This window comes from Carboxylicivirga sp. (assembly GCF_982718395.1).
In genome coordinates this window covers 1-7,586 of sequence record NZ_CEXQWX010000227.1, presented here as the reverse complement: position 1 = coordinate 7,586, position 7,586 = coordinate 1, and the positions used below count along the sequence as shown (strand labels likewise).

The window sequence follows — 7,586 nt, the reverse complement described above, 5'->3', positions numbered from 1 at the left end:
AATACTTCAATCTTCTGAATTTCGTGAGAAGTACGGAATCCATCAAAGAAGTGCAAGAAAGGCACGCGCGACTTGATAGATGTTAAGTGAGCCACAGCAGACAAATCCATTACTTCCTGTACAGAACCTGTTGCCAACATTGCAAATCCAGTCTGACGAGTCGACATAACATCTGAGTGATCACCAAAAATTGAAAGTGCCTGAGCAGCCAAACTACGTGCACTCACGTGGAATACTCCTGGAAGAAGCTCACCTGCAATTTTATACATGTTAGGAATCATCAATAATAATCCCTGTGATGCTGTAAATGTAGATGTTAAAGCACCAGCCTGTAATGAACCGTGAACAGCTCCTGCTGCACCAGCTTCAGACTGCATTTCTTCTACTTTTACTGTCTCACCGAAAATGTTTTTTCTTCCGGCAGCAGCCCATTCATCCACATTCTCCGCCATGTTTGATGACGGCGTAATTGGGTAGATAGCAGCCACTTCACTGAACATATACGCGATATGTGCAGCGGCGTGATTACCATCACATGTAATAAACTTTTTTTCTTTAGCCATTTTATATACTCCTAATAATTAATTGGTTATTTTAATTATATTGATTCAAATAAAATTCTAATACAAGAAACCAAACAGCCACAATGGAATCTGATTTTCTTCACCCACCTCAAGCATATGGTGAGCTAAATATTCATTTTCTCCAAGTGACTTCTTCAGCATTTTATCGTCTCCCACATGGAACTCCAACTCATTATTCACTTTAAAATCACTTCCTTTTGAAACATTCACCTGATGACGATAACCAACCTGGTTTAAAAAGAAAGTTCTGTTCATATTAAGTTGGCTTACTTCTCCGTGAGTTACCGAATGATAAACATTAGGGTTTTGAATATAAATCCTTGAAGGCTTCTTTGTTGACTCACTATCTTCATAAAGCATGTTAATTAAACGCCCGTTCTTAAGGTAATTCAGATAGTTCATCACTGTAGCCCTTGACGTTTCAATCTCCTGGCTTAAACGGCTCACATTGGGTTGTAATGGAGCAGACTTGGCAATAGAGTAAAGCAATTTACGCAATTTGGGCAAATACTTCAATTCGATTTGCTCCAGGTAAGATATATCAATCTCTAAAATCAGATTGATATTTTTCACCACATTCTCCAGATAGTTTCTCTTCTCCAGAAAAAACGGGTAATAGCCATGCTCTAAATAATCATTAAAATAAGCCAACGGCCGTACTTTTGAAGTAATCTCACTGCTAATTTCCTTATGATTCTTTAAGATGTCATCCAGCGTGTAGGATTGAAACTTGTTCTTGGTCGCCAGGTTCAGATTTTCACGAAACGAAAAACCATCCAGACGATACACAGCAACACAATCTTTCAAATCCGGGTTTTGATCCACTAACCGCATTACTGCTGAACCGCTGAACACGATTTTCAAATCCTGAAAATTATCGTAACAGTACCTTAATTCTTTCGACCATTCTGGATACTTATAAACCTGATCAAGAATAAGAGTTTTTCCTCCTTTCTTTCGAAACTCATCGGCAAAAGAGATAATGGTTCTTTCTGTAAAATAAAGGTTATTCAGATTGACATACAGACAACTTTTATTGTAACCAAAATGCGATTTAGCAAAATCCAATAAAAAAGTTGTTTTCCCAACTCCTCTTGCCCCTTTTATTCCAATCAGCCTGTGATCCCAATCAATTTCATTCATTAATTCACGGCGAACTGGTGTACCAAGATGCTCTAACAGATATCGATGTGTTTCAAAAAATGATTGCATTCTTTCAGATTATACCTACAAATCTAAAATCTTATCGGAAATATTTGCAAACTCTACATTACAATTTTGACAAACTCCTGCAATTTATAATTATTAAAAATAAAGCTAACAACACTTTCATTTTCAATCATAAATTACAGAATTATTTCCATATTTAAAGCTGGTATTTTTCTTTATTTGAAGAATACAATTGTCTTTAAAGCTCATATTCTTTATCTTATGAACTTCGCTGAGTTTGCGGACTAAATCTGAAAATGATCTTCTTCATAATTTCGATTTAAAGTCAATATTCCTATAAATATCACGAAAAAAAGCCGCTCCTTTTACTTAAGAAACGGCTTTAGTTGATATCAATACTTTTTTAAAACTCCAACCGATAGCTAAAGAACGGATAAATCATGGTCATTCCATGCGGCACCACTTTTTGTTTCTCAAAGTCATATGCCCAACCAAACATCTCCTCGGTCATTAGTAAGTTTTTTGCCTGCAATATCAACACATGAGAAACCTTATTTCGATTAATACGATAATTAATAGCTAAATCAACAAACAGTTTATTTTCCTCCTGCCATTCGAAGGCGCGAGTTTCATCTAAAACAACCATTTCAGACGCCTGTGATAAATCCTGATCAGGTGGCGTAAACCTATTACCACCCATATAAGAAATCTTAGCATTGATACTTAACAAGTTGTTCTCACGAACTTTCCATTCTTTACCTCCCAACAGGTTAACCACCATATTCCTGTTATAGGACGTATTGCGCTCAATTCCATCGCCGCCTACGTATTTTGAATCGAAGAACGAGCCTGTAAACATGTAGTAATAGCCATTCTTCATATAACGTTCCAAAGTAACATCCACACCAATATTGGTTCCTGTACCTTCGTTTGTTAACAGCTCATCGAAATACATATCCCATTGGTAATTTATTAATGATTCAGAAGAGCCGGAAATAACTGGTACATCGTAAAGGCGCTGATAATACGGTTCCACTTTCAGGCTCATATTATTGGATATTCGCCAATCGTAAGAAAACACATAATGGTCGGCTTTGGTCACTTCTAAATCAAGATTCATGTAATCACCTGATTCATTTTGTGCTAAATAAAAACGTAAGGGCTCCAATCGACTATGTTTACCATAGGCCAAACTAAATGAATGTTTTGGAACAAAACGCCAGGTTAATCCAAGACGTGGTTCAGGAATGACTTCACCATTCATGGCAAAATAATTGACATTTAAGCCGGCATTAATATCAAAGGTTGGCTTCAGGCGAATCTTACTTTGTGTATAAGCCTGTAACATATACTCATTGCCCGATTGTTTAGCTACCTGAATTAATTCATCTTCAACACCTGGATTTGGATTGCCTTGCACATCAATGTCAAAACCAAGGTTGGTATAAGCCACACCAGTTCGGTTGGTATGACGATTTCCAAATTTATGGTTCAGGTAAGAACTCATTATCAAACGGTAATTCTTCTCATTGTGATCGGCTATCGGGATTATACTCCCATCACGCTGTAATTGATCACTCACATTGGTGAATCCGTCATAGGCTCCAACCACCGAAGAGAATATGTAGCTTTGTTGCCCAAGGTTTAGTCGATGATTAACACCACCTGCTGCAACCTCAGAACCAGTATCGTATTGGTTATTATCCCAAGACGTTGTCCACTCATCCGGATTTTCATCAGGTTCAAAAGCCACATTGCTTCTGCCACCAATCCCCCAAACAGAGAATACTCCGGCATTTTGAGTTGGTAAATGCAACTTAAAACTCAAATCCTGATAGTTAGGCAAGCCCACATCCAAATCAGCCAATTGTCCAACCAATCCCATTGTTGAATAGCGGTAATTGAATAAATAAGAAGCCTCCCCTCCTTCTTTAAATGGTCCCTCTGAACCAATGTCAATGCCTTGACTCCCTATCTGAAAAGCTGATTCGCGCTTATCATTATTCCCTTTTCGTAATTTCATATCGAACACACCAGACATGGCATTGCCATATTCTGCTGGAAATGCGCCGGTAAAGAAATCAGAGTTATCCAGCATATTAACACTAAAAACAGTTTCGATACCTCCTCCATTATTGATACCATTCAGATGATTCGGAGCAGGAATTTCAACACCTTCCAATCGCCAAAGCAAACCTTTAGGAGAATTTCCTCGCACCACAATAGCATTGTCATTGACTCCCTCCGCCATACTTACACCAGCAAAAGAACCTGCAAGACGTGACGGATCGTTCCACCCTCCGGCAAAACGCCCGGCTTCCTCTACTGTAAAAGAACGCGCCGATAAAGTAGCCATGTTATTTTGCGCCTTATCTTTTCGTTGCTGAGGTTTGATCACCACCTCTTTCAATTGTTCAAATTTTTCTTTTAGTGCTACATTGAGCACTACCTCTTTTCCTGAGCCAACCAACACCTCAGACAATATAGCTGGTTCATAGCCCATAAAACTTACCTGAATCGTATATCGTCCAACCGGTACTTCTTCAATATCAAAATACCCATGCATATCTGTAATTGTTCCCATCTGCGGAACTGTTTCGAGCACCACAACATTAACACCCGGAATACTGATCTCTGAGTCAGCATCAATTACCCTACCTTTTATCGTCTGCACCGGATTTTGCCCCTTTATTTGCAAAACACCTACTATAAAAAGGCACATTAAAACACTTAAAGCTTTCTTAAAATTAATCATCGTCGTTCTCCATTTGATTTTCATTCCGTTGGCAAAAATACAGGCACAGATCGTTTTAAATGTTCCAACTTATAAAACAGAACACATCCTACAACACTAGAATACTGCCGCTTACCAATTAGAAGAACCAGATTATAAATCCGAACTAGCTTTTTTAAATTCTGACGGAGTCTGCCCGGTCATTTTCTTAAACGTGGTATTAAATGAAGTTTTAGAACTGAAGCCTGATTCGAAAGCGACACCCAGAATAGATAATTTTTCGTTCCCGCTATCGGACAGCATTTGCTTGGCTTTCTCGACCCGAAATGCATTCACAAATTGAAAGAAATTAACATTGAAGCCTTTATTAACTACAAATGACAAGTGGTGTGGTGTCACATCCAACATTTCTGCGAGCTTTATCAGATTCAATTCACTATCCAGAAATAGTTCTTTGTCATTCATTAAAGTCTCTAAGTTTTCTTTTATCTCATAAACTTTATCGTCTGCCAACAATTGGCGCTTTGGAGCTTCTTCTTTAATTTCTTCATCAATATTAATGGCATTTTTAACGGCCAAATCATCCTTGGGAAATATTTCCTTTTGTTTTAATGAATTATAGGTAATAAAAAGAACTACAGCCAACACCGTTGCATTCATAAACAGGTTGAGAGGTAAATTAAAAAAGATCAGATTGAAAACACCAATTACAAGCACGAGGGAAATCATGGCTATAATTATATATTCTAACCAATTGAGATTTATCTCTTGCGTGGAAGAGGCAAATTGCTGAATGTTTTTTTGGTGTTTCCTAATCCTCAAATAAGAAAGTATGGTAAAAAGAAGCGCATTAATTAACACAAGTATTAATTGAACCAGATACATGTTCAGAGACAAAAAGTCATCTGTTACTTTTATAACCGCGTATACAAGGGGTAGAACCAAGTACTTGGAAAAATCCTTGGACGGTTTGTAGGCCGGAACCGTAAAGTGACACACACTTATAAAAAACAGAAGTGGTGTCAAAAACTGAATTACAGCTACTATCAAATAAGAGCTTATATTTATGTCTTGATTGGTAGTCAGAACATACACTTCATCAAACCAATATGAAGCCCATAATAATAAAAGCCAACCAAACCATCGATTTGCCTTGATGTTAACTTTCATGGGGTTTGACACCAAAATAAACGAGAGCAATAGCAAGGAACCAAATACCAATATTTCAATCAGATGTAAAATCATTTTAATGTGCATCATTTATTCAAGGTCGATAAAGATACAAATATTCATTACTAGCTATATGAAGCGAGTGTTAGTACTAAGTGTAAAAATGTTTAGTTTTTTAAACAAATGACACCTCCACTTTATAAAAGCTCGTGTTAGTTTTACAACATAAAATGAAAAATCGACGAATAACGAAATGAATCGATTTTTCCCGAAAGTTCCGCATGGTAATAGAAAATAAAATTTAAGCATATGAAATTACTGTCACACGTATTTTTAATGATTTCATTTATTGGTCTGCTTTCGTGCAGTTCCAATATTACAAATTACTCAGCTAAAACATTGACCATTGATTCGGGTTGGGAATTTAGCGAAGCAGGTAAAAATGACTGGCGCGAAGCCAAAGTACCTGGTTGCGTACATTCTGATTTGCTGAATCATGATTTAATCAAAGATCCTTTTTACAGACTAAACGAACATGATTTGCAATGGATAGACAAAAAGGATTGGGAATACAAAACTACTTTCTCTGTTGATCCGCAAACATTGTCTAAGGGTAAAATTGAGTTAAACTTTGCCGGACTAGATACCTATGCTGATGTATATCTGAATGATCAATTGATCCTTAAGGCGGATAACATGTTCAGAGGCTGGAAGGTTGATTGCAAAAGTATACTTAAGGAAGGTGAAAACAGTCTGAAGATTTATTTCCACTCACCCATCAAAGTCGGATTAGACATTTACGACAATTACCCTTATGTGGTTCAGTCTTCTCCCAATGACTTGGCTAAAATCGGTAAAGTTCCAGGTGAAAAATGGGTAAGTCCTCATGTTAGGAAAGCACCTTACCAGTTTGGTTGGGACTGGGGACCACGCTTAGTAACCTCTGGGATATGGGAACCTATCACCCTCAAAGCATGGAATTCAGCCCAGATTATTAACATCCACACACAGCAAAACACGCTTAATGATGAAGTGGCCAAATTGACTTCGGTATTTGAAATTGAGGCCACCCAGAATGAAGAAGCAAGCCTGTCGATCACAATTAATAACAAGTTAGTTGCTGAAAACAAAGTTCAACTCAAGTCAGGAAAACACAGTTACGCGGTTGATTTCAACATTGAAAATCCTAAACGCTGGTGGAGTAACGGATTGGGTGATGCACATCTGTATCAACTCAAAGGTCAGCTAAATACCAGTGCAGGCAATGAGACTTACGAACACACGTTGGGATTAAGAACGGTTGAATTGGTGAGAGAAGATGATGAGGTAGGTCGCTCCTTTTACTTCAAACTTAATGGTCAGCCTGTATTTATGAAAGGTGCCAATTACATTCCCAACGATGTATTTCTTGATCGTGTATCACCAGAAAAGTACGAGCACATTATTAAATCGGCAGCCGATTGTCATTTTAACATGCTGCGCGTTTGGGGTGGCGGTATATATGAGAAAGAAATATTCTACGATTTATGTGATCAATACGGCATTCTGGTGTGGCAGGATTTTATGTTTGCATGTAATATGTACCCAGGAGACCCCAAGTTTCTTGAAAGTGTAAAGCAAGAAGCTGAATACAATGTGCGTCGTTTAAGAAATCACCCTAGTATTGCCCTTTGGTGTGGTAATAACGAAATACTTGGCGCCTGGTTTGGTTGGGGCTGGAAAGAGGACAACGAAAGAAAACAACCAGAAGGCGCCAAAGCTATGTGGCAAGCCTATAAAGATATCTTCCTCGATGTACTTCCATCTGCTGTAGAAGCACACGATTCGGCAAGGCAATATTGGGCATCAAGCCCGCAAGCTGGCGACACAATCAAAACCAGTAAAATCGATGGCGATGAGCATGACTGGCGTATCTGGTTCCAGGATGT

General features: G+C 38.1%; 4 protein-coding genes and 1 pseudogene. 1 reads left to right on the top strand and 4 read right to left on the bottom strand.

Annotated features, from left to right (window positions below; genetic code table 11):
- The 4 genes and pseudogenes from AC4MRQ_RS23890 to AC4MRQ_RS23875 form a co-directional block, all read right to left on the bottom strand.
- Positions 1-563, bottom strand: a pseudogene (locus AC4MRQ_RS23890) (pyruvate:ferredoxin (flavodoxin) oxidoreductase); the annotation flags it as partial.
- 57 nt (positions 564-620) lie between these two features.
- On the bottom strand, positions 621-1,796 hold the full coding sequence (locus tag AC4MRQ_RS23885) for an AAA family ATPase (protein WP_491200244.1): 1,176 nt from the start codon (positions 1,794-1,796) through the stop codon (positions 621-623).
- A 361-nt stretch (positions 1,797-2,157) separates the two neighbouring features.
- Positions 2,158-4,509, bottom strand: a complete 2,352-nt coding sequence (locus tag AC4MRQ_RS23880; protein WP_491200243.1) for a TonB-dependent receptor — start codon at positions 4,507-4,509, stop codon at positions 2,158-2,160.
- 132 nt (positions 4,510-4,641) lie between these two features.
- Positions 4,642-5,658: a helix-turn-helix domain-containing protein gene (locus AC4MRQ_RS23875; protein WP_491200242.1), complete on the bottom strand. Its 1,017-nt coding sequence runs from the start codon at positions 5,656-5,658 to the stop codon at positions 4,642-4,644.
- A gap of 309 nt (positions 5,659-5,967) precedes the next feature.
- Between AC4MRQ_RS23875 and AC4MRQ_RS23870 the strand changes: the two genes are divergently transcribed.
- Positions 5,968-7,586, top strand: a 1,619-nt coding sequence (locus AC4MRQ_RS23870; protein WP_491200241.1) for a glycoside hydrolase family 2 protein, incomplete at its 3' end; no start/stop codon positions are given.